The 26524-nt window shown below is 33.2% G+C and carries 23 protein-coding genes and 1 pseudogene; 10 read left to right on the top strand and 14 right to left on the bottom strand.

The features are described from left to right. Positions 1-13 precede the first annotated feature (13 nt). Complete coding sequence (locus tag QGM60_RS17100) at positions 14-946, top strand: arginine deiminase-related protein (protein WP_281141475.1); 933 nt, start codon at positions 14-16, stop codon at positions 944-946. On the opposite strand, the gene QGM60_RS17095 is transcribed toward QGM60_RS17100, so the two are convergent. After that, positions 943-2994, bottom strand: coding sequence for a tetratricopeptide repeat-containing sensor histidine kinase (locus tag QGM60_RS17095; RefSeq protein WP_281141474.1), 2052 nt, complete (start codon positions 2992-2994; stop codon positions 943-945). The two genes, QGM60_RS17100 and QGM60_RS17095, sit on opposite strands and share 4 nt — an antisense overlap. Positions 2995-3493: 499 nt before the next feature. On the opposite strand from QGM60_RS17095, the gene argS reads away from it, so the two are divergent. Next, positions 3494-5611, top strand: a complete 2118-nt coding sequence (argS, locus tag QGM60_RS17090) for an arginine--tRNA ligase (protein WP_281141473.1) — start codon at positions 3494-3496, stop codon at positions 5609-5611. Position 5612: 1 nt separating this feature from the next. On the opposite strand, the gene QGM60_RS17085 is transcribed toward argS, so the two are convergent. The 4 genes from QGM60_RS17085 to QGM60_RS17070 are packed head-to-tail and all read right to left on the bottom strand — an operon-like array spanning position 5613 to position 10664. Next, positions 5613-6872: an acyloxyacyl hydrolase gene (locus QGM60_RS17085; protein ID WP_281141472.1), complete on the bottom strand. Its 1260-nt coding sequence runs from the start codon at positions 6870-6872 to the stop codon at positions 5613-5615. Between the two features lie 31 nt (positions 6873-6903). Then, positions 6904-9219 (bottom strand): TonB-dependent receptor, encoded by a 2316-nt coding sequence (locus QGM60_RS17080; protein WP_281141471.1) that lies wholly within the window; start codon positions 9217-9219, stop codon positions 6904-6906. Beyond that, entirely contained in the window at positions 9212-10108 is an 897-nt protein-coding gene (locus tag QGM60_RS17075) for a FecR domain-containing protein (RefSeq protein ID WP_281141470.1), read from the bottom strand. The genes QGM60_RS17080 and QGM60_RS17075 overlap by 8 nt, the downstream gene beginning before the upstream one ends. Before the next feature lie 40 nt (positions 10109-10148). Beyond that, complete coding sequence (locus QGM60_RS17070; RefSeq protein WP_281141469.1) at positions 10149-10664, bottom strand: RNA polymerase sigma factor; 516 nt, start codon at positions 10662-10664, stop codon at positions 10149-10151. Positions 10665-10767: 103 nt separating this feature from the next. Between QGM60_RS17070 and QGM60_RS17065 the strand changes: the two genes are divergently transcribed. The 4 genes from QGM60_RS17065 (at position 10768) to QGM60_RS17050 (ending at position 15685) form a co-directional block, all read left to right on the top strand. Then, on the top strand, positions 10768-12750 hold the full coding sequence (locus tag QGM60_RS17065) for a hypothetical protein (protein ID WP_281141468.1): 1983 nt from the start codon (positions 10768-10770) through the stop codon (positions 12748-12750). Between the two features lie 182 nt (positions 12751-12932). Then, positions 12933-14264 carry a signal recognition particle protein gene (ffh, locus tag QGM60_RS17060; RefSeq protein WP_281141467.1) on the top strand — a complete coding sequence of 444 codons (1332 nt, stop codon included), beginning with the start codon at positions 12933-12935 and terminating at the stop codon, positions 14262-14264. Between the two features lie 20 nt (positions 14265-14284). Further along, positions 14285-14749 (top strand): hypothetical protein, encoded by a 465-nt coding sequence (locus QGM60_RS17055; protein WP_281141466.1) that lies wholly within the window; start codon positions 14285-14287, stop codon positions 14747-14749. 51 nt (positions 14750-14800) lie between these two features. Next, entirely contained in the window at positions 14801-15685 is an 885-nt protein-coding gene (locus QGM60_RS17050; protein WP_281141465.1) for a bifunctional 5,10-methylenetetrahydrofolate dehydrogenase/5,10-methenyltetrahydrofolate cyclohydrolase, read from the top strand. A gap of 6 nt (positions 15686-15691) precedes the next feature. On the opposite strand, the gene QGM60_RS17045 is transcribed toward QGM60_RS17050, so the two are convergent. Genes QGM60_RS17045 through QGM60_RS17015 form a run of 7 tightly spaced genes read right to left on the bottom strand, consistent with a single transcriptional unit; the run spans position 15692 to position 21021 of the window. Next, positions 15692-16111, bottom strand: coding sequence for a VOC family protein (locus tag QGM60_RS17045; protein WP_281141464.1), 420 nt, complete (start codon positions 16109-16111; stop codon positions 15692-15694). Between the two features lie 6 nt (positions 16112-16117). Next, positions 16118-16879, bottom strand: coding sequence for a 23S rRNA pseudouridine(2604) synthase RluF (gene rluF, locus QGM60_RS17040; RefSeq protein ID WP_281141463.1), 762 nt, complete (start codon positions 16877-16879; stop codon positions 16118-16120). A gap of 37 nt (positions 16880-16916) precedes the next feature. Beyond that, positions 16917-17642, bottom strand: a complete 726-nt coding sequence (locus QGM60_RS17035; protein ID WP_281141462.1) for an acetolactate decarboxylase — start codon at positions 17640-17642, stop codon at positions 16917-16919. A 13-nt stretch (positions 17643-17655) separates the two neighbouring features. After that, positions 17656-18483: an alpha/beta hydrolase gene (locus QGM60_RS17030; RefSeq protein WP_281141461.1), complete on the bottom strand. Its 828-nt coding sequence runs from the start codon at positions 18481-18483 to the stop codon at positions 17656-17658. Position 18484: 1 nt separating this feature from the next. Further along, entirely contained in the window at positions 18485-18859 is a 375-nt protein-coding gene (locus tag QGM60_RS17025; RefSeq protein ID WP_281141460.1) for a cupin domain-containing protein, read from the bottom strand. A 49-nt stretch (positions 18860-18908) separates the two neighbouring features. Then, the gene (locus QGM60_RS17020) at positions 18909-19466 is read right to left on the bottom strand and encodes a hypothetical protein (RefSeq protein WP_281141459.1); all 558 of its coding nucleotides are present in this window, start codon (positions 19464-19466) and stop codon (positions 18909-18911) included. A gap of 19 nt (positions 19467-19485) precedes the next feature. Then, positions 19486-21021, bottom strand: coding sequence for a helicase HerA-like domain-containing protein (locus QGM60_RS17015; protein WP_281141458.1), 1536 nt, complete (start codon positions 21019-21021; stop codon positions 19486-19488). Positions 21022-21147: 126 nt separating this feature from the next. On the opposite strand from QGM60_RS17015, the gene QGM60_RS17010 reads away from it, so the two are divergent. The 3 genes and pseudogenes from QGM60_RS17010 to QGM60_RS17000 form a co-directional block, all read left to right on the top strand. After that, on the top strand, positions 21148-21780 hold the full coding sequence (locus tag QGM60_RS17010; RefSeq protein WP_281141457.1) for a 7-carboxy-7-deazaguanine synthase QueE: 633 nt from the start codon (positions 21148-21150) through the stop codon (positions 21778-21780). Continuing rightward, complete coding sequence (locus QGM60_RS17005; protein WP_281141456.1) at positions 21781-22377, top strand: HNH endonuclease; 597 nt, start codon at positions 21781-21783, stop codon at positions 22375-22377. A gap of 53 nt (positions 22378-22430) precedes the next feature. Then, positions 22431-22574 (top strand): annotated as a pseudogene (locus QGM60_RS17000) (7-carboxy-7-deazaguanine synthase QueE); the annotation flags it as partial. A gap of 31 nt (positions 22575-22605) precedes the next feature. On the opposite strand, the gene QGM60_RS16995 reads toward QGM60_RS17000, so the two are convergent. Both QGM60_RS16995 and QGM60_RS16990 read right to left on the bottom strand, forming a co-directional pair. Continuing rightward, positions 22606-23877, bottom strand: a complete 1272-nt coding sequence (locus QGM60_RS16995; protein WP_281141455.1) for a YCF48-related protein — start codon at positions 23875-23877, stop codon at positions 22606-22608. Between the two features lie 130 nt (positions 23878-24007). Continuing rightward, positions 24008-24556, bottom strand: coding sequence for a DUF2911 domain-containing protein (locus tag QGM60_RS16990; protein ID WP_281141454.1), 549 nt, complete (start codon positions 24554-24556; stop codon positions 24008-24010). 235 nt (positions 24557-24791) lie between these two features. Here QGM60_RS16990 and asnB point away from each other — a divergent pair, with 235 nt between their 5' ends. Next, positions 24792-26453, top strand: coding sequence for an asparagine synthase B (gene asnB, locus QGM60_RS16985; RefSeq protein WP_281141453.1), 1662 nt, complete (start codon positions 24792-24794; stop codon positions 26451-26453). Positions 26454-26524: the final 71 nt, after the last annotated feature.

The following is a 26524-nucleotide window of genomic DNA, read 5'->3' as shown; positions in this document are numbered from 1 at the left end:
TAAAACTAAGTATATGCAACAAACAACTAATACTATTTTAATGATTCGTCCCGTAAATTTTAGGATGAACGAGCAAACGGCTGTCAATAATTATTTTCAGGAAGATTTAAAATTAAAGAATGCTGAAATTAATGCAAAAGCACAAGAAGAGTTTGACGCTTTTGTTGAAAAATTACAAGCTGTAGGTATTAATGTTGTTGTAGAAAATGATGATAAATCGCTAGATACTCCAGATTCTATTTTTCCTAATAACTGGGTAAGTTTTCATGCCAATGGTGATGTGGCGCTCTATCCTATGTTTGCTGAAAATAGACGTAGAGAACGTAGAGAAGAGGTATTAATGAGGCTAGAGGAAGAAGGTTTTAAGATCGAAAACATTATTGATTATACTTCTGCTGAAGATGAAGGTTTTTTTCTAGAGGGAACAGGAAGCATTGTGCTTGATAGAGCCAATAGAAAAGCGTATTGTGCTTTATCTCCAAGAGCAGATGAGGATTTATTTATTGAATTTTGTGAAGATTTTGAATATTCTCCTGTGATTTTTACCGCTTACCAAACAGTAGAAGGGAAGCGATTACCTATTTACCATACCAATGTTATGATGTGCATTGCTGAAAGTTTCGCGGTGATTTGCCTAGATGCTATTGATGATAAGAAAGAACGTAAGAACGTAGTAAAGCATCTTAAACAAGATGGCAAAGAAATTATCTCTATCACAGAAGCGCAGATGCATCAATTTGCAGGAAATATGTTGCAGCTTAGAGGAAAAGATAAGCGTTATTTGATTATGAGCGCATCTGCTCATAGCAGTTTAACAATAGCTCAAACCAATGCCATTGAAAAACATTGTGAGATTTTATCAAGTTGTTTAGAAACTATCGAAACTTGTGGTGGAGGTAGTGCTCGTTGTATGATGGCAGAGGTGTTTTTGCCAAAAGAAAATTAAACCTGAGGCGAAGCTTTTGGCAGCTCAATAAAGAATTTACTACCAACATTCACGGTACTTTCAACCCAAATTCTACCATTGTTAAGTTCAACTAAATCTTTAGCAATGGTGAGTCCAAGACCTGTGCCTTTTTCGTTTTTTGTACCGATGGTGGTGAAGTTTTTATTAGCATTAAATAGCTTGTCAATATTTTCTTTAGATATACCAACACCAGTATCTTCAACACAGATTAATGCTTTGCCATTTACGTCTTGGTTAGACACTGTGATGACGTCGCCAGTTCTACTGAATTTTACCGCATTAGTAATTAAATTCTGAATCACAATTTCTAACATACTCTTGTCAGCGTAAGCAAAATCACGCTGAGATTCATCAATTAATACAATGCGTTTGTCTTCCACTTTTTGCTCAACTAAAGCAATCTTATTATGGAAAACTTCCTGAATATTAAACAGCTCAGGTTTTGGTTCTAAATTCTGCATTTGAGATTTAGACCAGTTTAATAAGTTGAATAACAATGCAGAAGCGTTATTGGCGTTTTCACTTAATTCAGGTACTAAATCATAAAATTCATCCCTAGAGATACTATCTTCTTTAAGTAAATCTAAAAATGCTTTTATTGACGAAATTGAATCTTTTAAGTCGTGAGAGACAATTGAGAAAAGCTTATCTTTTACTTGATTAACCTCTTCTAGGTTTTCAATTTGTTCAGCAATACCTTCGTTTTTCTTACGTTCGTCAGCAAGTATTTTTTTCTGTTTTACAAGTTGACTTTTGTATTGCTTCGTTTTCGAAAAATTGAAGATGGTTAATCCTAGCAAAATAGCAATCAAACCTAAGGCTACATATAAAAAAATCGGATTAACCAACTTTGAAGTTTGGCTATCCTGATCTAACTTTTCATTTTCAGATTTAATATCTTCCTTTATAATATTATCAATAGGAAGTGTTTCAATTTCTGTTGGGAATTTAGGTTCTTTCTCTTTTGCTAAAGAATCCTTTAAGTCATAAAATTTATTCTGCCAGTAAAATGCATTTTGATAATAACCACGTGTAGAATCTAATACAATATGAAGTCTGTAGTTTTCTAAAAGCTCAGCTTTATTGTCTATTTTTTGAGCGATTTTATAAGCTTCACCGAGTTGGTTTTCGGCTAATTTTATCTTTTTTCTCTGAAGGTTTAATTGCCCAATAGCGTTCAAAGATCTTAAAAGTCCTTCTTTATTATCTTGTTTTCTGTTGAACTTTAAGCCTTCAACTAAATATTCAGAAGCTTTATCAAACTCATTAAAACGCAAATATTCACTACCTAATTTTGGTAATATCTCACCTCTTAAGGCTTTGTCTTTTTCAGGATCTAGGATTTGAAGTACTTTTTCGTAATACTCAATAGCTTTTCTGTGTTCTTTTGAAATTGAATAAAGTTCTGCGATGTTTTTAGTAGAAGCTATAATGCCATCACTGTCATTAATAATACGCCTTATTTCAAGGGCTTTAAAATTGTAATCTAAAGCCTTATCGGTTTGGTGTGTTTTGTAGTAAGCTTCAGCAAGATTATTATAAGCCGTACTTAACTCTTCTTTTAAGTTTTGTTCTTCAAAAATCTCTATAGCAGATAAAGAGTTTTGAAGTCCAATACCATAATTACCTCTTTTTATTTCTAACAAACCTATACTATTACTCACTTTAGCTACTCCAAGAGTATCTTTTATCTGGGCATAGTATTTTTTAGATTTATTATAATTGTCAATGGCATTATAGTAATCATTGCGTTTTGCGAAAATTAAGGCTCTGTAATAACTGCTTTCTGCAAGACCTTTAGTATAGTTAATGTCTTCAGACAATTTTGAGGTTTGGTTAACGTATAATAAAGCTTTGTCGTAGTTCCCTATTTTTAAAAGTTCATCAATAAGTAATACAGATATATCCACCTTAGTTGAGTCCTGTTCTTGGTACGCCAACTGAACGGTAAGATTATCTATCTTTTCGTTTTGGGAAAAAACAAAAAGGGATAGAAAACAAGCAATTATTATAGCAAACCGCTTCATCTTCGTATAGCAATGTATCGAATTGAAATGTTTTGGTGTAAAAAACTTTTAAAGAGGGATTTAAAAAGTAAGTCAACACTAAACAATAACAACAGGGTTAATGTTTGATATTTAGGCCTCATTAATGTTTGGGACATTGAGTTAATAGCAATCCAAAAGTGCTATTATGTCGACAAATATGCTAATAATTAGGTTTTAATACCGATAAATTAGATGAAGTGACAGCTGAAATGTATGAGTAAAACCAATGTATCGACAAACGGCAGAAATCTTGGAAAAAATACATGTTTGTCGATGAAATGCACGTCTTATTTAAGGTGTTGTTTTTTAGTTGTTTACATAAATTGTTTTAAGTTGAATAAAGCCTTTTGTTATTGAAATCGATTTGACTTTTTAGAGGGAATGACAGTAATTATTTATAAGCTTTAGATAAGCATAAGAAAACATAATAAAACTTCTATCTTTGCAGACGTTTTAATAATACCAAGTACTAGCAATAATGAATCTTCAAGAGACTTTAGAATTACATGTTAAAGCCGCAGTAAAAGCGTTATTTCAAGCCGAATTAGAATCTGTAGAATTTCAAGCTACTCGTAAGGAGTTTGCAGGAGATGTTACAGTTGTTGTGTTTCCGATGCTACGTGTGGTAAAAGGAAACCCAGTTGTAATTGGTGAGCAAATTGGTCAATATCTGCAAGATAATGTGGATTTGGTAAAAGGTTTCAATGTGGTTAAAGGCTTCTTGAATATTGAAATTAGTGATACTTATTACCTAAGTTTCTTCGAATCTATAAAGCAAAATGAAAATTATGGTTTTGTCACCGATAAGGACGATAAAGCCATTATGGTAGAATATTCTTCTCCTAACACCAACAAGCCTTTGCATTTAGGACATGTTAGAAACGTGCTTTTAGGTTATAGTGTTTCTGAGATTTTAAAAGCCTCAGGAAAAAAGGTTTACAAAACCCAAATCATTAACGATAGAGGTATTCATATTTGTAAAAGTATGTTGGCTTGGCAACGTTTTGGAAATGGAGAAACTCCAGAGTCTACAGGCTTAAAAGGCGATAAACTTGTTGGTAATTATTATGTAGAGTTCGATAAGGCTTACAAAAGAGAATTAAATGAAATTTATAAATCTGCCTCTAATGAATATAAAAAGTTATTAGAAGATATTAATTCTAATAAAAGAGCGATACCTGTATTAAATAATGAAAAAGAACCAAATTTAGTTGTTATTCAAAATGCTTTTCAAGAGGCCTTAAATGAATATTTAAAAGATTCTTTTTCTGAAGAACAATTGTTCGCTATTCCTCTTCTTAAAAGTTCACTTATATCTGATTTCTCTTTAGATAAAAATGACGCTTTAGATGTTGAAATACTGACAAAAAAAGATAAATTTAGAAAAATTCAGACAAATTTTAATTTTTTATCAGATCAAATCTCGGATATAAAAGATTTAGAAGAAAAGAAAATAATTGCTTTATGTATAAAGCATTTTCAGTCAAGAGTACCTATTCTCAATGAAGCTCAAGAAATGCTCCGTCAATGGGAAGCTGGTGATGAAGAAATTGTTGCACTTTGGAAGACAATGAACGGTTGGGTATATGATGGTTTTGAGGAAACCTATAAAGCCATAGGAGTCGATTTTGATAAATACTATTACGAAAGTGATACTTATCTTTTAGGAAAGGAGTTTGTTGCGGAAGGTTTAAAAACAGGTGTATTCTTTAAAAAGGAAGATGGTTCGGTTTGGTGTGATTTAACCGAAGATGGGTTAGACGAAAAAATAGTATTGCGTAGTGATGGTACTGCGGTTTACATGACGCAAGATATAGGTACAGCGATTCAGCGTATTAAAGATTTTCCAGATGTAGGTGGTATGGTTTATACCGTAGGGAATGAGCAAGATTATCATTTTAAGGTGCTGTTCTTAATTCTAAAAAAACTTGGTTTTGATTGGGCAAAGAACTTATACCATTTAAGTTATGGTATGGTAGATTTACCAAGTGGAAAAATGAAAAGTAGAGAAGGAACCGTTGTAGATGCTGATGATCTCATTCAAGAAATGGCAGATACTGCGGAAGAAATATCCAAAGAGTTAGGAAAGCTAGATGAGTATAATGAAGAAGAGAAGAAAGCTCTATATAAAACCATTGGTTTAGGTGCTTTAAAATATTACATCCTAAAAGTAGACCCTAAAAAACGCATTTTATTCGATCCAAAAGAATCTATTGATTTTCAAGGTAACACAGGGCCTTTTATTCAATATACTTATGCAAGAATTCAGTCTATATTAAGAAAGTCAGAAGACGCAATAAATTCTACAGTAGTAAGTGAACTGTCTTTACATGAAAAGGAGAAGCAACTTTTAAAACAGTTAGAACAATTTCCTGAAGTCATTCAGAATGCAGCGGAGCAACATAGTCCTGCTTTGATAGCAAACTATACCTACGATTTGGTGAAGGATTTTAATTCGTTCTATCAAAATGTTTCAATTCTAGGAGCTGATAAAGAAGAGGAGAAAATTTTTAGAGTTCAATTATCTAAAACAGTTGGGCAAACTATTAAAAATGCATTTAACGTACTAGGTATTAATGTACCAGAGCGTATGTAAATTAACTTTTTTCTTTACTATTAAAGCGATAAACATAGCCTAAACTCAATTCAGTAAAATCCGCTTGGCCAAGATTGGCATTGATATGTGCGCCAATAAAAATGTTATGTTTAGGCGCAGTATTGGTTGACCATAGGTAGTATTTTAAGCCCATTCTAGCAGAAACGGTTCGTTTTATTTCGTAGTACCAATCGAGCTCACCTAAGACTTCGATGGTTTCGCCATTGGCATTTTCGTAATCATAGCCTTGATTAAGTCTCCAATCAATTTTATAGAAGGGTTTGTAGACATTTAAGCCTAATTCAAATTCAAAACCTATATGGCTCATTAATAGTTCTGCAGTAGCAAAAAGCCCAAAATTGGTAGCATAGCCATATGCATTGTCTCTAAAATGTGGATAATCTTCTTCAACCAAAACTTCATTATTATTGATGTAATCATAATAATGCTCGTAAAATCTATAGTAAAAACCACCGCCAAATTTAAAGGTATTGTTTATGATTTTTCCTGCTGAAGCAGCATAAGTAAAAACCTCTTTTTTAGTATTAAATTTTTCCGACAGTACATTTTGTCCGATGCCAATTCTTGTAGAAAAGTAGGATTGAGATTTTGAGCTGAACTTAGGTTTTTCGAAATCTAGGTGCTGTTTTTTTGTGTCAATCTTTGTAGAAATACTAGCTGCTAAAGAATTTAATCCTTGATTTGGTAAACTTGTATGACCATTGGAATGGTGCAAATAGCCTAAACCAAATCTCCAAGATAATGTTTCGGATTTAAAGACATTATAGTATAAAAAAGACCGAAATGACCAGTTAATTTTAGTGGTTATTGCCTTGTTGAAAGGGTTAGTTGTTGCGTCGTACTGTGTGTCCATATAAGAACCACCAATGCCTACTTGTAGATTTAAGCCTTCAACTGTTTTTTTTAAAATTGAAAATTCTATAAAAGGCATTAGGGTATAAGCGTGCCCAACCTTTTCACTATTACCAAAGTCTGTATAACCTAAGGTAATACCTGTTTTAGGATAATTTAACCTTGCAGCCCATTCTTTATTTTTGTCAAAATTGTATTTTCCTAAACTAAGAAAAAGGTCTTTTTGAAGTTTAGTTTCTGGAAAAAATGTATTGGCTTCTAAGGTTTTTCCGACTACGATTTCAGGAATGATAAATATAGAATTATCTTTGTTTTGTGCCGTTGAAATTTGATAAAAAAGACCAAAAAAAAAGGTTAGTAGTAGCTTACAGTGATTCTTTATTTGCATTTATAATGTTGATTGGTACTACAATAAACAATTAAAAATTGACTCTCAAACTTAAATTTGGTGTAAATTTTAAAGACCTATTATTAACCTCTACAATATTATCATCAGGATTTAAGATGTAGTAACGATTGATGATATTGGTTTGATTAAAAATATTCCATATTGAAGCACCAACTTGGGTTTTTATTCCTTTTGAAAGTTTAAAATCATAGATAGCAGAAATGTCAGTTCTAAAATAATCGTCTAACCTTGAACTGTTAGGTGAATTGTATTCTATGCTAGAATTAGCATCATTTTGTGTTTCTGATGGTAATGTAAATGGTCGTCCGGAATGCCAATTCAAACCTAAACCCACCTTAAAATTATCTATACTGTAAGTAACCGAGGCATTTGCGACATGTCTTAAATCTAATGAGTTTGGAAAAGTGAGGCCTTCATTTAAATTTTCGAATTTATAGTTGTTGTTACTATAGGTATAACTAAGCCATGTACTAAAGTTGTTGAATTGCTTATTAACTAAAAAATCGAAGCCTGTGATGGTGTACGAGCCAATATCATTTGTAAACTGAAATTGATTTTGAAATCCTTGACTTCGAGAAGAAATATCCGAAACGTTTTTATAATAACCTTCAGATGAAATTAAAAGACCATTAAAATTATAACTTAGACCAGCGGAAACTTGTTGACTTTTAGTTAAAGGAACGTTATCGTTATTAGCTAATTGCCATCGTCTTTTTTCTATTCCAAAAAAATCTTGTTGTAAATCGACTATTTGAGTTATGGATTGGCTTTTTAGTTCAGCTAAAATTTCGAGTCTGATATGGTCAGATATCTTCTGGTTAAATGCTAACCTTGGCTCCATTAAAAATTCTGAGAGTTTTTCAAAATAATTGATTCTGGCACCAAACCTCATATAGGTATTTCTAGATTCGGATTTCCATTGTAATTCGCCAAAAAGCGCATGGGTTCTTATGATTTCTTTTTTATAGCTTGTGAAAACAGGATTTGTAACATCCTCTAAATCCTCTACGCTAACTTCATTAAATTGGTAACCACTACTAAATTTTGTGAGTTTGTCTATGGTTTTTGAAACATCAAACCTTAAGCCTAAATCAGTGACTTCATTTTCTTGAATAAGTCTTTGGTTACTAGTAATGTCATTATTCTCTGCAGCCAAATCATAATTAGAGTAGTAGACTTGAACGGATGTGTTTGTTTCCTTGTTCCAATCTTTAGAATATTTGGCTGTAGCTCCATAACTAACTTGATTTAGAGCACTTCGAGTTTCTTGAAAATTATTATTTGATGTTGTAAATACCTGATTATAATCTAGATTATTATAAATGTTCAACAGGTTAACACTCAGATTTGAAGACTTATCAATAGCATATGAAAATTTAGCATTGAAATCATAAAATAGAAAACGTTCATCTAAAGATAATAATGTGTTTACATCATTAGAAGTGTTTAATTCTGAATCATTGAAAATACGATCAAAGTACGAGTCGTATGTCGTAGAAGCTATAAGGTCGGTAAAAGATCGCCTAGCCGAAAGCTGCAATTCAGTCTTTTTAGATAAAGGTATTTTTGCAAAACCATCAACGCTCAATAAATTTCCACCTAAGCCAGCACTTGATTTTTCGTTAATATCATCAGAGTTGTCAATGGCTATTGTGCTAGAAACACCATTGCCAAATTTGGCACTTGTACCATTTTTTGAAATGCTTATTTCTTCGGATAAATAAGGATTAAACGCAGATATTAATCCAAAAAAATGACCCGATTGATACATGCGCATGCCTTCATATAATATTAAGTTTTGATCATTTGTACCACCTCTGACGTTAAGGTTAGAAATACGTTCGTCTACACTAATAACACCTGGAAGTTTTTGTACTATCTGTAATACATCGGGTTCAATAAGACCTGGTAGAATATTAAAAGAAGTATTGTCTACTTCAATGGTTCCATTATTGGTTTTAGAAATCCCTTTAGTTAGGTAGTTATTAATGACAACTTCTTCTAAATGTTGAATTGTTTTATTTTGTTCAGATTGAAGCGTCGGTGTTATAGCTATAAAACGACTACTTAATATTTCAAAATTAAGGTTAGTATAAGTTTTGAGCTGTGCAAGAGCCTCCTCTAATGAAAGCTCAGGATTTAAAGGTTCTACTAAAATGTCTTCAATTGTTGAGGTCTCGTAAGAAAATTTAATACTGTATCGAGATTCTAATTGAGTAATGATTTGAGCGAGAGGTAGCTTATCCTTTTGATTCTGACCATAAGAAAGATTACAAAAGGCAATAATTAGGAAATAAAAAACTATAGCTTGTAATAGTTTATTCACGCTTTATTGTAATAGATTTACCCGACTTGCTATAGCTTAAATGTAATGGTATTGTTATAGATTTCAAGGCTAAATCTAAATTTTTATGCGTAAAGCTTCCTGCGAATAAGCGAGAAGTATCAATAGTAGAGGCATCAACTTTTAAATCATATTGGTTTTCAAGTTCTAAAAACACATATTTTAAAGGAACATTGGTGAAGTTAGTTTCACCACGCAACCAGCTAGGCTGCGTGGCAACTTCTTTTTCTTCTGCAAATTGTTTCCCATCTATGACTTTAAAAGTGTAACCTGGTTTTAATTTTTGAGATGTATTATCGTAGGTTACCTGTACTAAACCTTCGTAGCATGTTACTTCAAAATAAGATCCGCGTTGTTTTACATTAAACTGAGTTCCTAATACTGTAACGATACCATCTTCGGTAATAACATCAAATTTTTTGCCTTTGGCAACTTTAAAAAATGCTTCGCCATCTAATTTTACTTCTCTATTGGTTTTCCAATCACTTTTATTAAATGAAAGTGTAGAATTAGAATTTAAGTCTACGGTTGAAGCATCTGGTAACTCTACAACTGTTTGTTGCGCAATGGTGGTTTCAAAATTAGAATCTAATGTTGTTGAATAATAATAAACACTAAAACTGATAGCTAAAACGGCAGCAATTCTCATTAACGGTTTTATCCAATTTCTGCTATTCTTTTCTTTAGGTTTTAGATTAGATTTTAAATTGTTGAAAGTATTTTCCACAGAGAATTCAGGTGCTTTAAATGACTTTATAGCACTGCTCATTTTTGTTAATTGATCGTAATCCTCTAAACGCTCAAAAGCCTTTTGCTCTTCAGGGTTGAGGTTATGATCTAACCATTTTTTTATGAGTTCTTCTCTTTCCATTTCACTTATATAACAATTTAGGTTTCAAAACTCCTACCCTTTAAATTCCATCAATATCTTCACGTAGTTTTTTTAGGGCTCCATATATACGTTTTTCAACCGCTTTAGTAGAAATATTTAAGATTTCTGCTATTTCCTTGAAACGTTTTCCTTCAATCCTATTTAATAAAAAAGCAGTTCTTTGGGCTTCGGTAAGATTAGCAAGTGCCTTTTGTATTTTTTCGTGGTACTCTTTTTCTTGTAATACAAACTCGGGAGACTCATTAGTAAAGCTCTTATGTGGTTTAGAATTGTATTTTAAAACTACTTTTTGATGTGATACAGCATTGAGCATTAAATTATTCGCTGTAGTAAATAGATAGCTTTTTGCTTTAGCTGGAGCAACCTTACCGCAATTCTGCCATAATTTCACAAAAGCTTCTTGAACTTTGTCTTGTGGATTTAAATGGTCACCAAATTTGTAATATAAAAAGTCATGAAGGTTCTTAGAATGTTTTTTGTAAAAACGCTCAAAGAGAGATTCATCACAAATATTATCGTGTAGAGGTTGGCTCATAACCGGTTTTTGCGGGTCGCAAATTATAAATAATTTTTTTTAAAACCTTAAGGTAGGAGATTCAGATTGTTAGCTGTTTTATAATAAACTAAGCAAAAAGGCAATGAAAATAAAAATCAATCATATCTTCCTCTTATTCATGATGGCGCTTCTAGGGTTTTTTTCATGTCAAGAAGAAGAAACGAACATCGATAATCCTTCAGAGCAAGAAACCATTTTAGCTAATTCATCTCTTTCAAGTTTAATGACAATGACATCATCAAACGATGGATCAGCGGATGATATCTTAGATGGATCCAGTTGTTTTTCTGTAGAACTTCCTGTTACAATTGTAGTAGGTGATGCTACTTATGTTATAGAAACTTTAGAGGATTTGGAAGAATTAGAAACGCTTTATAATAACATCAGTAATAGCGATGTTATGGATTTTGTGTTTCCTATTACAATTATTTTTAGTGATTACTCGGAGGTTACAATTGAAAATGAAGACCAATTAACAAACTACATTACGAATTGTAATGCTGAGGAAAATGATATTATAGAATGTGTAGATTTTGTATACCCAATATCTTTTTCAGTCTTTGATTCTGCCTTTAGTTTAACGGAAACAGTAGTGATTAATAACGATGAAGAACTTTATGTTTTTCTTGAAGATTTAGAAGATGATGACAATGCTTTAATTGTAAGTCTTAACTTTCCTGTTTCTTTAGAATATGCTAATGGAGATGTTGTTGAGGTAAATTCAAACCAAGAGTTGGCAGAAGCTATTGAATTAGCAGATGATGATTGTAATGAGGAAGAAAACAATTGTACAGAAGTACAAATAAGTCCTATTCTACAAGAATGTCCTTGGAATTTTACAGATGGTAATAATGCATATGCTAATCTTCAAATGGTGTTTTATGAAAATGGAGAGTTACAAATTACCGAAGGAGATACAACATCATTTATTGGGGGTTTTTATAACTTATCGTCTACAGATAATGGTTTGATGCTCACAATTTCAGAATTAACGTCTTTTCAAGACGATTTAGGCGGTGAATGGCTAATTGTAGATTGTGGTGAAAGTAGTGATGACAATCCAGAACTTACAATAACACGAGGCGATACGACTTTACAGTTACAACAAGACTGTTATGAAGCGCCTAGCTGTAACCAGTCAGAAGTAAGTGATTATTTAATGTCTTGTTACATAGAGCCTACAATTAATGGTTATACGTCACCGATGACATATTTTCAATTTTCAGAAAACAATAGTCTCTTTACAATGTATCAAGGCGACATGCCGTATAGTGGTACTTGGGATATCAGTACAGATGATGACGGTGTGTTTATTGTCATCAATTTTGATCCATCATTAGGCGATTATAATGGTTTCTGGTACTTACAAGAATGCAATGAAGATGAATTGGTGTTTAATCAAGGTGATGATGTGTTAATTCTAACGTGTGGTGAAGAAAATCCTTTTGAGTGCTTTGGTAACTATGACCTAACAGTGTGTGACCAAGATGATGGCAATGTAGATGGTGTCGCACTATTTGATCTAAACCTAATTTTTGCTAATTGTACTAATGACGATGTTGAATATACATTTTACTTAACATTACAGGATGCAGAAACTGAAGTTGGTGCTTTACCAAATCCATTTACAAATTCTACAACACCTATTCAGACAATTTATTCAAGAGTATCTTTAGCTGGTGATCCAAGTGTTTTTGAGATACTATCCCATAATTTAATTGTAGAAGATTGTTCAAATACCTGTAGTGAAGAAGAGGTAGATACATTTTTAACCACCTGTATTTGGAATGCTGTAAACTATAATGGAAGTGACAACCTAATGACATGGAATTTCGATTTTGAAGCTAATAGTCAAAACGTTATAATTTATAATAACGATACTACAATAGATGCTACTTGGACAACTTCACAATCTGCAGATGGAGTTATTGTTGAGTTTTCAAATGTTACTGGAACAAACATACAGGTCGTAACTGGGCAATGGCTTGTGGTAGAATGTCAAGAAGATCATTTAGAATTACATAGCGGAGACAATATTCTTGTCTTAGAAAGAGGCTGTGATTAAATAAAACCGCTAGATTAGTTAGTAAATTTAGTATGTTTAAGTTGGTAGAAAGAGTTGTCCAGTGCTAGGCAACTCTTTTCTTTTACATACAAGTTAGGGCATTAGGCTATATTTGTACATTTCACATTCGTATATCTCTTGTAAATTCTTAAATTTGCAACTTCCAAAAAGAGATAAAGATTATGTTTAATAATTTAAGTGAAAAGTTAGATAAAGCGCTACACGTACTCAAAGGTCATGGTAGTATTACGGAAGTCAATGTTGCAGAGACTTTAAAAGAAGTAAGACGTGCGCTTTTAGATGCCGATGTTAACTTTAAAATAGCAAAGGAATTTACCAATAAAGTAAAGGAAAAAGCGCTTGGACAAGATGTATTAACGACACTTCAGCCAGGTCAATTAATGGTTAAAATCGTTAAGGACGAATTAACCGAACTTATGGGAGGTGATGCTGAAGGGATTAATCTTTCAGGCAATCCTAGTGTAATCTTAATGTCGGGTTTACAAGGTTCTGGTAAAACAACCTTTTCTGGTAAACTGGCTAATTATCTTAAAAACAAAAAAACAAAGAAACCTTTATTGGTAGCCTGTGATGTTTACCGTCCTGCTGCGATAGATCAGTTACACGTTGTTGGTGAGCAAATCAATGTTGAGGTTTATAGTGATAAAGGTAATAATGATCCTGTAGCTATTGCGCAAGCAGGTATTACGCATGCAAAAGCAAATGGTCATAATGTTGTAATCATAGATACCGCTGGTCGTTTGGCAGTAGATGAAGCCATGATGACCGAGATTTCTAATATTCATAAAGCCATTCAACCGCAAGAGACATTGTTTGTTGTAGATTCTATGACAGGTCAAGATGCTGTAAATACAGCTAAGGCCTTTAACGATGTTCTTAATTTTGATGGTGTTATTCTTACTAAATTAGATGGTGATACTAGAGGTGGTGCAGCAATTTCTATTAAGTCTGTTGTAAACAAACCAATTAAATTTATTGGTACAGGTGAAAAGATGGAAGCGATTGATGTGTTCTATCCATCACGTATGGCAGATCGTATTTTAGGAATGGGTGATGTGGTGTCTCTTGTGGAGCGTGCTCAAGAACAATATGATGAGGAGGAGGCACGAAAACTTCAAAAGAAAATTGCCAAAAACCAATTCGGGTTTGATGATTTCTTAAAACAAATTCAGCAAATCAAGAAAATGGGTAACATGAAGGACTTGATTGGTATGATACCAGGAGCTGGTAAAATGATGAAAGATATTGACATCGATGATGATGCTTTCAAAGGTATTGAAGCTATTATTCATTCTATGACACCAGATGAGCGTGCTAACCCGTCAATCATAAATGCAAGTAGAAAGAAGCGAATAGGTAAGGGGTCAGGAACTTCAGTTCAAGAGGTAAACCAATTGTTAAAACAATTTACTCAAATGAGTAAAATGATGAAGATGATGCAAGGCGGTGGCGGAAAACGTATGATGCAGATGATGAAAAACATGCCGAGATAATTTTCTCAATTAATATCTAAATGAATTACAAAACAGACAAACCAAAGTTTCACGAAGAAGTATTTAAAGCTGTTAGTGAGATAGTGGAAATATGTTTTGACTATTTAAGCGATGAGGAAGTTAGGGATTTAGAAGTAATTTATGCAATGGGTATTGCTGAAGAGGATTGGTTGACTTTTAAACCTTTTTATCACATTAAGGATGAGTTGCTTAGTTATGGTGAAATTAAAGATAAGGACGATCATGATTCTCAAATAGGAATACAGATGAGTGGTACTGAATTTTTAATAGAATTAATTGATGTTTTTAAATCCTATGATCAAGAAACTCCTAAGTTGATTAAAATACAGTATTATTCAAAAATAGAAAAAGTAGAATATCAATTTGAATATGATTTAAAGTGGTCTAATAGTGAGCATAAATTGCCTGCTAATTTACATGAGGATTATTTTGAGGAAATTAAGAATAGCTTAGAATCTAAATAGTTAATACTTTCAAAATTATATTCAAATCAAAACAATTGAAAACCATAAAACATGACAATTCTAGACGGTAAAAAAGTTAGCAACGACATTAAAAATGAAATTGCAGAAGAGGTAAAACAAATGAAAGCCAATGGTGAAAAAGTACCTCACCTTGCTGCAGTTATTGTTGGTAATGATGGTGCAAGTTTAACTTACGTTGGCAGCAAAGTAAGAGCTTGTGAGCGTATAGGTTTTGAATCTACTTTGGTAAAACTATCTAATACTACAAGTGAAATTGAATTATTAGATAAAATTGAAGAATTAAACAATAATGATGATATCGATGGTTTCATCATTCAGTTACCGTTGCCACCTCAAATTAATACACAAAAGGTATTGATGGCTGTTAATCCAGATAAAGATGTTGATGGATTCCACCCAATGAACTTCGGAAAAATGGCTTTGGATATGTCAACATTTATTCCTGCTACGCCATTCGGTATTTTAGAATTGATAGATCGTTATGGAGTTGAAACCAAAGGAAAACACACTGTTGTTATCGGTCGTTCTCACATTGTTGGTCGTCCAATGAGTATCTTAATGGGACGTAAAGGTTTTCCAGGAAACTCTACTGTAACTTTAACCCATAGCCATACCAAAAATATTACTCAGATTACATCTCAGGCAGACATTATTATTTCAGCATTAGGAATTCCTAAGTTCTTAAAAGCAGAAATGGTAAAAGATGATGCTGTAATTATAGATGTTGGTATTACAAGAGTACCAGACGATTCTGAAAAAGGTTACTACATTACAGGTGATGTGGATTTTGAAAACGTTAGTAAAAAAGCAAGTTTTATTACTCCGGTTCCAGGTGGAGTTGGTCCAATGACTATTGCTATGCTACTTAAAAATACACTTATCGCTAGAGAACAGCACAAGAAGAATAAAAAGTAAGATTAATTATTTAGCGAATAGCTGATTTAAATCTTTAAAGGCTTTAAATTCTAAAGCATTTCCGGAAGGATCTTTAAAGAACATTGTTGCTTGCTCACCAACTTGTCCTTCAAAACGAATGTAAGGTTCTATGATGAATTTTATGTTTTTGCTTTTTAACATGTCAGCAAAACCATGAAAATCTTCCCAAGGTAAAACAACACCAAAATGTGGAACAGGTACATCTTTTCCATCAACGGAATTGGTATGGGTGTCTTCTTCAGTTTTTGGTTTGTAATGAATCACTAACTGATGACCAAAAAAGTTGTAATCGACCCAGTGATCACTACTTCTCCCTTCTTCAAAATTTAAAGTATTGGTATAAAAATCTCTACATTCCGAAAGATTATGTACAGGTATTGCCAAATGAAAGGGAGATAAAGCCATAGTTAACTAGTTTTTTTGGTTTCGTCTTCGGTTGGGTTGAAACGTCTTTTTTGAATCGCTAATAAGCTCGCTTAACGTATCGAATTCTGTTTTTGTAAGCTCTCGGTAATTACCAATAGGCGTATCGAGTTTAATATTCATAATTCGAATACGCTTTAAGGTCAGAACTTCGTAATTAAGGTATTCGCACATACGACGAATTTGACGATTCAATCCTTGAGTTAAAATGATACTAAAGGTGAATTTGTCAATCTTTTTAACAACACATTTTTTGGTGCGTTGCTTAAGTTCTTCAATATAAATACCACCAGTCATTCGCTGAATGAATGTTTGTGAAATCGGTTTGTCTACAGTAACGACATATTCTTTTTCATGATTATTACTGGCACGAAGTATCTTGTTCACGATATCACCATCATCTGTAAGAAGAATTAAGCCTTCACTTGGCTTATCTAAACGGCCAATAGGAAAAATACGTTTTGGATAATTTATAAAGTCAATTATATTATCTTTTTCAACTCTAGTATCTGTAGTGCAAACAATTCCAACAGGTTTGTTAAAGGCTAGGTAAACAAAATCTTTTTTGCGCTCACCTATAATTTCTCCATCAACTTTTACAACATCGTCTGGTGCAACTTTGGTTCCCATTTCAGGAACAATATCGTTAATCGTAACTCGACCAGCATCAATAAGCCGATCAGCTTCGCGACGTGAGCAATATCCAGCTTCACTGAGGTATTTGTTTAGGCGTTTTAGTTCTTCTGACATATTGCAAAAGTACTACAAAGAAATCTATTTGAAATACTTAAGATTTAGGTAAAAATAGAGTGGCATTTTCAAGCTGTACATTATCAAGATGTCCCATTTTCTTTTCATCTTTTGTAATAAGATGCATGTGAAGAAAGGAATCGTGATGTGTAAAAATACCTTGATGTTTGGTAGAGTAGAAGCCAATGATATCTACAGCTTCATAATCTAACATATAATTTATCTGACCTTGATGCGCTTCTTTAGGTGAGGATACTTTTGTGCCTTTAGGTAAATTTTGAATATGGATTTCAGCGGAATTCACCGTTCCACTGAGTTTAAAAACAAAAGGTGCGTCAGAATTTTTGCTTTTGGAAGTAATAAAAGTTTCTAGATCACTAATACTCTTAATGGTTTTGGGTAGCATCATAGTTTTCCAATCGGTAGAATTGGCATAAACAAAAAATGGTGCACTGGTTTTAGCGCTCTTTTCTACAATCATAGTGGAATCGCTAAGCACTTTAGAAGTATAAGTTGTACCGTTATTAATAAGGATTTCACCCGTTAAAAACGACTCAGGTCCCAAACCGTAAAGTCCTTTTTTGTTAGAAATCGTATCCAATAAAATCTTACCATCAAGTTTGCCCTTCCACATTACGTCTTTCATAGCTCCAACAATCTTTACTTCATTTTTAGAAGCTGAAGTTTCAGAGTTTTTCTTGTTAGAATTACAACTAAAAACTATTAAGGAAAGAACTATGACTAATAGGTTCTTGTATTTCATCAGTTTTGAATAATTACTGGTTAATAAAATCAATAATCTTAGGAGTTAAAGATTTATCCTTTAGTCCATGACCAAATCCCGAAGTTGTAATAAGTTCTGAATATTTATAACGATTAGCAAAAAGCTGACCATCTTCATAAGGAATAATTTTATCCTTTTTATCATGTATTATTAAGCCTTCAGCTTCAATAGCTTTAGTGAAGTTTGCGGCAGAGAAATAATCTACAGGATTTCCAAATCTATTAAGGACAATATTGTCTAAGCCGTTTGAGATTCTTTTGTTATAGCCCATCATAGATTTGTATCTGGAAAACACTCCTGTAAAATGAGCAGGAGCACCCAATAGCACCATTTTTTTTACGAATGGCAAATTGTGGTTATACATACAAAACACGCTTGCCATACCACCGACAGAGTGCCCAATGACTACTTCAGGTTGAAATTTTTTAGCCACAACATTTATAAATTCAGAATATAATATGGCGTTAAACTGTTTTCCTCCTGATTTTCCATGTGCAGGTCCATCAAGAGCGATGATGTTGTAATCTTGAGCTTTTAAAGCTTCTAGTATATAACTCCAGCGAGAGCTATTGCTTTCCCAACCATGAGCTAATAAAACAGTTTTGTTTTTGCCTTCCCAGTGGTAGGTGGCGATATTCAAATTATCATAGCTCAATTCTTCGAAAGAGGCTGAATTTATAACCTTCAGTTGATGTTCAGAATAGCGTCCTTTTCTAGGAGATGTGAATAGATTTAAAGCTTTTTTTGAAGCATATTTTGGCGAAATTAAACTTGTAAAGTTTAAAGCGTTACCTATAGATTTTATAACAAAACTACTCATATTATGCTTCTTCTCTGTTAACGGATTCAATCGAAAAAGCGGGTAAGCAAATGGCTAAATATTCACAAGGTTCTGTAAAGGGATTAGAATATTGAATTCTGGTGTTTTTCTCGATTTTAATAGATTGTCCAGCTTCAAGAATTATAGTTTCATCTTCAATAATGAACTGTTTTTTCCCTTTGATGATGAAGGTGTATTCATCAAATTCTGGAGTTTGAAATGGTTCACTCCAACCAGGTGGAGCAACCATATGAGCAATACTTATGTCAGAATTACCATCAGAAGCTTTTCCAAAATGTTCTTTTATAATTTTTCCATCATCAGTTGGGACGATGAAAGGTGAAGTTTGTATTTTATATTTCTTATTTTCTTCCAAATTAGGAACTATTAAATTTGATAATTGTAATATGAAGCTTAATCAGATATTACCAATGAATCATAAAGTACTTAATCTTTGCTTTTTCAGGAATTTGAATAGGATCAATAGTCATATTCATATCAAAACGCATACTAGCAGGAAGCTCTTTTTTATCAATTGTAAAAGAAGCGTTTAATTCATTTACTGAAACCACAATAACGTTGATAAGATTATCAATTTTTGAAATTTTATAAGCATCTTGTATGTCCTTGAATGTACTTAGGGTTGAAATCTTCTTTGCAGTTTTGTAACGTTCATCAATGATTCTAACACTTGAAATTACTGAAGTAGAATCTAACGCTTCCTCTGGTGAGAGATCTAATAATTTAGCGCCTCCTTTTTCAAAGATTTCAATAGTGTTTACTGAACCAATAAATTCATCTCCTGCAATATATCTTACAACCGAGTCATTGCTAAAAATGGTTTCTAAGTCTTTAACTTGGGTGGAGTCGGTTAGTAAACCAATTTGGTTTTTCTGAACTAAGAAAGGATCTACCGATTTATCTTTAGTACAACTTGTTATCAAAATAGCACAGATAACTATGGCAAAAAATATGTTTTTCATGTTTTAGATTATGGGTTTGTTATTTAAGCATTTTAGTTAGTATTCCTAACACACTTCGTATCACAGTTGGGCTGGATAAAACTTTTACAAGTGGGTTTTGTCGTGTACTTCGTCTGCTAGAAGTACTACGTCTTTTGCTTTCGGCTTTTTTAAGCGCTTCTTTTTCTTCTTCAGCTTTTCTTTTGGCTTCTTCAGCTTCAGCAAGTTCAATTTTTTTGTTCAACATTTCATAAGCACTTTCTCTATCAATCTCTTGATTGTATTTTCGTGCTAATTTTGATTGTGCAAGTAAATTGCTAAGTTCACTTTCTGTTAAGATATCCATGCGGCTCATTGGTGCGCGCATCATGGTCGCTGCTAGTGGAGTAGGCTTTCCTTTTTCATCTAGAGCAGAAACTAAAGCTTCACCAATTCCTAAAGAGGTTAATACTTCTGCAGTATCATAATATTCTGTGTCTGGATAGTTCTGTGCGGTAAGTTTTATAGCTTTTCTATCTTTTGCAGTAAAAGCACGTAAAGCATGTTGAACCTTTAGTCCTAATTGTCCAAGTACAGCTTCTGGTACATCAGTTGGGTTTTGCGTTACAAAATATAAACCAACACCTTTACTTCGAATAAGCTTAACAATACTTTCAATTTGGTTTAATAAAGCGTCAGAAGCTTCATTAAAAATCAAATGAGCTTCATCAATGAACATTATAAGTTCTGGTCTGCCACTATCTCCTTGTTCAGGAAATGTTGAATAAATTTCAGCCAAAAGACTCAACATAAAAGTTGAAAACAACTTCGGTTTGTCTTGAATGTCAGTAAGTCTGATAATGTTGATGTAACCACGACCATTTTCATCAATACGAAGTAAATCTTGCGTATCAAAAGAGGTTTCTCCAAAAAACAAGTCGCCACCTTGTTGCTCAATTTCAATAATTTTTCTTAAGATAGCTCCTGTTGAAGCTGTTGAGATTCTGCCGTAAGCTTCTTGAAATTCATCTTTACCTTCATTGGTAGCATACTGTAAAATCTTTTTGAAATCTTTGAGGTCTAGAAGAGGTAATTTGTTGTCGTCACAATATTTAAAAATCACTGAAATAATACCAGCTTGAGTCTCTGTGACGTCTAATATTCTCGAAATGAGAACTGGTCCAAACTCGCTAATAGTAGCTCTTAGTCTAACTCCATCCTGCTCAGACAACGTTAAAACTTCAACCGGAAAAGATTTGGCTTCAAAAGGCAGTCCGATTTTTTCCATGCGCTCATCAATTTTAGCATGGCCAGGACTAGGTTTTGCCAATCCACTTAAATCTCCTTTAATATCCATTAATAATACAGGAACTCCTTTTTCAGAAAGATTTTCGGCTAAAACTTGTAACGTTTTTGTTTTTCCTGTTCCCGTAGCACCTGCAATTAAGCCATGTCTGTTCATGGTTTTGAGGGGTACATTTACAAAGGCATTTGTTAGGGTTTCACCATTGAGCATTGCAGAACCTAAAGTAATGTAATCACCTTTAAATGTGTTACCTTCAGTTATATCTTTAAAGAAAGTTTCAGAATTCGTCATGGTCGGAAAATTTGTATAAAAATAGTGTAATTTCATTAAGTATAAAACAGTTTTTGACTTCGAATAAAGTTACTTTCCAATATACAGTAATGGTTTACTGCTTACTTATTAATATCTTTGCAAACTATGACAAGACGAGAACGACAAGAATTAATTGATAAAGGTTTATTACTGCCTTTAATGGAGGAATTTTATACTATACAAGGTGAAGGTTATCATAAAGGAACCGCAGCTTACTTTGTTAGAATTGGAGGTTGTGATGTAGGGTGTCATTGGTGCGATGTTAAAGAAAGCTGGTTAGCAGAATTACACCCACCAACTGAAACCAATAAAATTGTCGATAATGCTGTAAAATATAGTAACACAATTGTGGTTACAGGAGGTGAGCCATTAACTTGGGATATGGGACCGTTGACTGAAAAACTAAAAGCAAAAGGAGTGCAGACTCATATTGAGACTTCTGGAGCTTATAAGTTAACAGGACAATGGGACTGGATTTGTTTGTCACCAAAGAAGATGAAATTGCCAACAGATGAAATTTATAGTAAGGCTCACGAGTTAAAATGTATTGTTTATAATACGGACGATTTTAGGTTTGCTGAAGAGCAAGCTGAAAAAGTAAATAAAAATTGTATCTTGTATTTGCAACCAGAATGGAGCAAACGTGAAAAAATGATGCCCAAGATTGTTGACTATGTAATGGCAAATCCAAAATGGAAAGTATCATTACAAACCCATAAATATTTGAATATCCCTTAAATGTTCTTTAAAGAAATTAAAAATTACAGAGGTGAAATTTGGAAAGCTTTGGAATCCCCTAAAGAAGACAAAATTTCACCAAAAGAAAAATTTTTCGTTTCAAATTATGGTAGACTTATAAAGCTTGAAGGCGAGACACCAAGATTAGTAGACCCTTATCTATTAAATGGTTATCCGCATATCAAGATAAAGACCACCGAAACAAAAATTTACAGAGGCTACACAAAGCATAAATACAAAGGTTTTTATGTGCACAAACTTGTAGCGCAGTATTTTTTAGAAAATACTTATGGAGTTTACGTGATTCATTTAGATTATGACAAGGAAAATAACCAAGTCAGTAATTTAAAGTGGGTTACTAAAAGAGAAAAAGAACTGCATCAATGGAAAAACCCAAGGTTTATTGAAGCTAAAAAAAATGCAGATCCTCCCTATTCTAAACTTACTGAAAATAAAGTTAGGCTAATAAAAAAGATGCTTAACAATCCTGAGCGTAAAACACGATTAAAGATGATAGCCAAGCAATTTGGTGTGTCTACAACACAATTAAAAAGGATTCAAACTGGAGAAAATTGGGGGCATGTTCCTTCACTCTAGTAAATGTTATAAAAAAAACCTGATAAACTTTAGTTATCAGGTTTTTTTAATTTAAAGTAAATGAAAATTGTATCTTATACTTGCAGCCAGAGTGGAGTAAGAGAGAAAAGGTAATACCTATGATTGTTGATTATGTAATGGTGAATCCAAAATGGAAAGTGTCATTGCAAACCCATAAATATTTGAATATCCCTTAGTTTCACTGATTTTATAAAACAAAGGCAATTACTACTTTTTAATAAACTTTAATGAGGTTCTGCCAGAATTATTGTGAAAATCCAAAATGTATGTTCCAGAGGCTAATTCTGAAAGATCAAAACTATAATTATTTAAGGTTTGTTGTAAAATTATTTCTCGAGAAAGCTGCTTTATAAACTTACCTTTTATGTCATAAAGCTCAATTAGTAAATTATCATCTGCAGGAAAATCAATTGTAAAATTTAGATAGTTTTCAATAGGATTTTTTAGCATCTCTACTATAAGCTCGTCTTTGATAAACGGTTCTTCTTGAGTACTTAAAGTTGCGTCAGTAAACTTATATATAGTAGTTCCTGAGGCATAAGCAGTTGTAGAATTGATAATAAAAATTCGATTTAAATTGTTACCAATATTCAAACTATTCCATGTTTGTCCACCGTCAAGTGTTTCATAGAACCCTGTTGTGTGGCCACCCATCCAACCTTGGTTTTCGTTTATGAATCCCACAGCTTGTATATTTGTTTCAACTGAATCTAAGCTTATCCAATTGGTTCCACCATCGGTAGATTTTATCAGTTTGCCATTGTTAGGAGAAACAGAACTTACTGCTCCAAACATCAAATTACTATCACTCTCTAATACTTGTAGTTTCCATACATACTCACCCACTATGTTTGTGTTGTAAATTTCAGTCCATGTGTTACCACCGTCTATGGTCTTTAAGATACATCCTCCATTATCATTTCTGCCAGAAACAAAACCAATATCTTCATCTAAAAATAATACTTCTACTAAAGCACTAGCATAACTAGACATGTCTACATAAGTCCATGTCTCACCACTATCTGATGACTTAATAATGTGAGCAGGGCTGAAATAAGCACCACAGCCATAGACTGTTGAACTACCAGCGGTTTCAATACCGCAAATGGCGTTAGGATTGGTTGGGAAATTAGTTACTTCAGCCCAATTTGTACCTCCATCGGTAGTTCTAAAAAAAGTTCCATTTAGTGTACCAAGAAAACCAATATCTTCGTTTAAAAATTCAATATTTCTGAAATAATAATTTCCAGGAATATTATTTTCATTGAGTTGTTCTACCCAATCTAAGCCTCCATTAGTAGTTTTGTATATCCTAGCATAATAGCCATTAGCAGCCCATCCAAGGTTTTCGTTGAGGAAGAACACATCATCAAAGCGCTGTCCATTAGGATTTGAGAAAATATTAGGCATAGTTTGCCACATAGGTTGTGCACCTAAGGTTATTGATATTAAAAAAATGAATAGCTGTTGTAATCGCATGTATTAATCTTATAAGTTAATGTAAAGTTATAAATATGTTTTTTATAATTAATCTTTACATTGTAAACCTAGCACTAAATAAAAAAACATCTTGAGTTATCAAGATGTTTTTATTTAATTGTTTAAGCTGTTAGGACTTAGAAAATGGCACGGCAACTCTAACCGTTCCCCAGCCAATGTGCATGTCTGTACCACCTTCAGCCTCATCAAAAGCAATTGAGAATGCCTCAAGAGATTCTTCGCTTTTAGTTGTTGGCACTGTAATTCTAGCGACATCATTTTTCTCATCATAAAAATAACTTCCCCAAACATTTAAGTCTGTGCTAATAATGATGGTCCATTCGTTTTCACCTGGTATAGCATACATAGTGTAAGTTCCTTTTTTTATGTCTTTTCCGTCTAGTGTCATATCTGAATAGACTTGAAGTTCTGCAGCTTCATTAGCACCAAGTCTCCAAACTTCTCCTGGTTTTGCCAAATCGTAAACTTCTCTGCCTTTTAATTGAGGTCTGCTGTAAACAATCTTAATCAACTTATTTGATTCTTTGTAGCTACTTGGGTAAGACGCGGCATCCATTGGGCTTTTGTCTAATCCAGAAAATTTTTGAGCTTCAGCGTTGAATGATAAAAGCATTAAAAATGCGAAAGTGATGGTGGTGATTAGTCGTGTTGTTTTCATAATTTTTTTGATTTGTTGTTTTTTTAAAATTAAGTGATAATATTTTAAGAGGTCGTAATTAAATTCCAAAGTTTACAGATTAAAAGTTAAATACAGATTTTAATCTATTAATCTTTTAGAATTTATTTAAATACGCGTTTAATATTTTAAATTATAATTGATTTGTGTTTTATTGTTTAAAATATGAAAGTTTAATTTCATATTTGTTTCGTAATTAATAATAAAATATAAAGTTATGTGCGGAATAGTATGTGCGTTCGATATAAAACAAAAATCTGAAGATTTAAGATCTCAAGTCTTAGAGATGTCTAAAACAATTCGTCATCGCGGACCAGACTGGAGCGGGATTTATAGTGATGAAAAAACTATTATGGCTCACGAGCGCTTGGCAATTGTAGATCCAAGTTCTGGAAAACAACCATTATTTAGTGAAGATAAAAAGCTTATTCTAGCTGCAAATGGAGAAATCTATAACCACAGAAGTTTACGCAAGCAATTTCCAGATTATAAGTTTCAAACTGAAAGCGACTGTGAGGTTATCTTAGCATTGTATAAGGAAAAAGGTCATGATTTTGTAGATGAGATGAACGGAATCTTCGGTTTTGCTATTTATGATGTAGAAAAAGACGAGTATTTCATTGCAAGAGATCATATGGGAATTATTCCATTGTACATGGGTTGGGATAAGCATGGAACCTTCTACGTGGCTTCAGAGCTAAAGGCTTTAGAAGGAGTTTGTACAAAAATTGAATTGTTTCCTCCTGGGCATTATATGAGTAGCTCTGATGGTGAATTAGTACAGTGGTACAAAAGAGATTGGCAAGATTACGATGCTGTAAAAGATAATGAAACCAGTATTGCAGAAGTGAAAAAAGCTTTAGAAGATGCAGTACATAGACAATTAATGAGTGATGTACCTTATGGTGTGCTTTTGTCTGGCGGATTAGATTCTTCTGTAACGTCTGCTATCGCCAAAAAATATTCACAAATGCGTATTGAGGCTGATGACCAAGAGCAAGCTTGGTGGCCACAATTACATAGCTTTTCTGTTGGGCTTGAAGGTTCACCAGATTTAGCAGCTGCAAAAAAGGTAGCTGATCATATTGGTACGGTTCACCACGAAATTAAATTCACGATTCAAGAAGGTTTAGATGCTATAAAAGATGTGGTGTATCAACTAGAAACTTACGATATCACTACTATTAGAGCAAGTACTCCAATGTATTTAATGGCAAGAGTTATTAAATCTATGGGTATAAAAATGGTATTGTCTGGTGAAGGTGCAGACGAGTTGTTCGGAGGTTACTTGTATTTCCATAAAGCACCAAATGCTAGAGAATTTCATGAAGAAACCGTTCGTAAACTGAGCAAGTTACACATGTATGATTGTCTAAGAGCAAACAAGAGTTTAGCGGCTTGGGGAATTGAAGGACGTGTGCCATTCTTAGATAAAGAATTTATGGATGTAGCTATGCGAATTAACCCGCAAGACAAAATGATTACAGAAGATCGTATGGAAAAATGGGTGGTACGTAAAGCGTTTGAAGATATGTTACCAGAAAGTGTGGCGTGGAGACAAAAGGAACAGTTTAGTGATGGTGTAGGTTACAGTTGGATTGATACCTTAAAAGAATTAGTAAATGAAGAAGTGTCGGATGAACAAATGGCAAATGCACACTTTAGATTTCCAATTCAAACTCCTCAAAACAAAGAAGAGTATTACTACAGAACCATTTTTGAAGGGCATTTCCCAAGTGATGCAGCGGCACTGAGTGTGCCACAAGAACCGAGTGTAGCTTGTAGTACTAAGATAGCTTTAGAATGGGATGAGGCATTCAAAAACATGAATGATCCTTCAGGTAGAGCAGTCGCAAAAGTACATGCCGATGCATACTAAATTATATAACAAAATGTAATAAATAATTGAAAGCCAGTTTTTAAGCTGGCTTTTTTTGTACGGTAATTTGT

Origin of the sequence: Winogradskyella sp. SYSU M77433, assembly GCF_029911945.1 — a bacterium.
GTDB lineage: Bacteria > Bacteroidota > Bacteroidia > Flavobacteriales > Flavobacteriaceae > Winogradskyella.
Note: the sequence above shows the minus strand (reverse complement) of the source record. Positions and strands in the feature narration are given on the sequence as shown.

Coding starts and splice junctions, on each gene's coding strand:
- QGM60_RS17100 (WP_281141475.1), top strand. CDS start 14: ATGCAACAAACAACTAATACTATTTTAATGATTCGTCCCGTAAATTTT.
- QGM60_RS17095 (WP_281141474.1), bottom strand. CDS start 2,994: ATGAAGCGGTTTGCTATAATAATTGCTTGTTTTCTATCCCTTTTTGTT.
- argS (WP_281141473.1), top strand. CDS start 3,494: ATGAATCTTCAAGAGACTTTAGAATTACATGTTAAAGCCGCAGTAAAA.
- QGM60_RS17085 (WP_281141472.1), bottom strand. CDS start 6,872: ATGCAAATAAAGAATCACTGTAAGCTACTACTAACCTTTTTTTTTGGT.
- QGM60_RS17075 (WP_281141470.1), bottom strand. CDS start 10,108: ATGGAAAGAGAAGAACTCATAAAAAAATGGTTAGATCATAACCTCAAC.
- QGM60_RS17070 (WP_281141469.1), bottom strand. CDS start 10,664: ATGAGCCAACCTCTACACGATAATATTTGTGATGAATCTCTCTTTGAG.
- QGM60_RS17065 (WP_281141468.1), top strand. CDS start 10,768: ATGAAAATAAAAATCAATCATATCTTCCTCTTATTCATGATGGCGCTT.
- ffh (WP_281141467.1), top strand. CDS start 12,933: ATGTTTAATAATTTAAGTGAAAAGTTAGATAAAGCGCTACACGTACTC.
- QGM60_RS17055 (WP_281141466.1), top strand. CDS start 14,285: ATGAATTACAAAACAGACAAACCAAAGTTTCACGAAGAAGTATTTAAA.
- QGM60_RS17050 (WP_281141465.1), top strand. CDS start 14,801: ATGACAATTCTAGACGGTAAAAAAGTTAGCAACGACATTAAAAATGAA.
- QGM60_RS17045 (WP_281141464.1), bottom strand. CDS start 16,111: ATGGCTTTATCTCCCTTTCATTTGGCAATACCTGTACATAATCTTTCG.
- rluF (WP_281141463.1), bottom strand. CDS start 16,879: ATGTCAGAAGAACTAAAACGCCTAAACAAATACCTCAGTGAAGCTGGA.
- QGM60_RS17035 (WP_281141462.1), bottom strand. CDS start 17,642: ATGAAATACAAGAACCTATTAGTCATAGTTCTTTCCTTAATAGTTTTT.
- QGM60_RS17030 (WP_281141461.1), bottom strand. CDS start 18,483: ATGAGTAGTTTTGTTATAAAATCTATAGGTAACGCTTTAAACTTTACA.
- QGM60_RS17020 (WP_281141459.1), bottom strand. CDS start 19,466: ATGAAAAACATATTTTTTGCCATAGTTATCTGTGCTATTTTGATAACA.
- QGM60_RS17015 (WP_281141458.1), bottom strand. CDS start 21,021: ATGACGAATTCTGAAACTTTCTTTAAAGATATAACTGAAGGTAACACA.
- QGM60_RS17010 (WP_281141457.1), top strand. CDS start 21,148: ATGACAAGACGAGAACGACAAGAATTAATTGATAAAGGTTTATTACTG.
- QGM60_RS17005 (WP_281141456.1), top strand. CDS start 21,781: ATGTTCTTTAAAGAAATTAAAAATTACAGAGGTGAAATTTGGAAAGCT.
- QGM60_RS16995 (WP_281141455.1), bottom strand. CDS start 23,877: ATGCGATTACAACAGCTATTCATTTTTTTAATATCAATAACCTTAGGT.
- QGM60_RS16990 (WP_281141454.1), bottom strand. CDS start 24,556: ATGAAAACAACACGACTAATCACCACCATCACTTTCGCATTTTTAATG.
- asnB (WP_281141453.1), top strand. CDS start 24,792: ATGTGCGGAATAGTATGTGCGTTCGATATAAAACAAAAATCTGAAGAT.